This is a genomic window from Paenibacillus sp. 598K (assembly GCF_003851045.1).
In the GTDB taxonomy this organism is placed as follows: Bacteria; Bacillota; Bacilli; order Paenibacillales; family Paenibacillaceae; genus Paenibacillus_D.
The window spans coordinates 128,022-129,002 of sequence record NZ_BFBX01000036.1; the positions used below are offsets into that span (position 1 = coordinate 128,022).

The window sequence follows — 981 nt, forward strand, 5'->3', positions numbered from 1 at the left end:
GGAGCTGGTCCAATCGGATGGAGATGGGAATGACGCAGCTCGGCGAGTCGGTCTACTATATCCCGCCTACTTCGGCGGAGTATACGGGCGCCAATGCCATCTATGAGCTAAAATTCGTATCCGATGACGGACAGCCCCCGCAGAGCCGGGTCGTGACGGAGATCTCGCTGGCGGGCAACGAGCCAGGCGAGGGCAAAGAGCCGACGATAGCCATCCTCGGACTGGAAGCGGTCGATGATCAGCTCGTGCTGCTCACCTCGCAGGACGGCGTCCTGACAGCGTTGCGCTACAACCCTCAGTCCGGAGAGCTGACAGGGAGTGCTGCAGTACCGGAGATCCGGTTCGCCGATGCGAAGCCTTCTGCGGGCAATAGCTATCAGATGGACTATGAGGCGGTAACGGACGAGGAGTCGGGGATGCTGCATCTGTACTGGTATCGCTATAGCTCGCAAGAGGGCGTCGTGGAGTCGGCCGTCGTCAGCCTACGCTCGAACGAAGGGCTCGAGCCAGCCTCCGTATCGTTGGACAGCCTCGAGGAGGCGGCTTACGGTCGACTGTATGAGCGGATCGCGACGATCCGCTGGCTGGACGGTCGTCAGTATGTCGTGCGACAGGAGGCTGCAGAGAGCGGAGAGCGGGGCATCCTGAGCGCGGGCGGTCAGCCGGTCCGACTGCTGATCGAGGTGTACGAGAGCGGCAGTCTCGTCTACGAGGGAGCGCTGGAGACGCCAGCCGCCGATGATAGCATTCGTATCGTCAATAGCTCATCGCCGGCCTCGCAGGCATCCGATCCTGTCAGCAACCGGATGCTGGAGCGGATCGATCTGACCAAGGCGGAGGAGGGGAATCGATGATCGAGGCCAGCTATATCGAGAAAAAATACCGCCGCAGCGGAGTGGCGCTCTTCATCCGCGAGCTGCGCATCGCCCCCGGCGAGATCGTCGGCGTGCTCGGGGCCAATGGCAGCGGCAAGACGACGCT

General features: G+C 62.4%; 1 protein-coding gene. It reads left to right on the plus strand.

Features of this window, described 5'->3' with window-relative positions:
• Positions 1–854: hypothetical protein (locus tag PA598K_RS13170; RefSeq protein WP_221414132.1), on the plus strand; the 854-nt coding region annotated here is incomplete at its 5' end.
• Between the last annotated feature and the right edge of the window lie 127 nt (positions 855–981).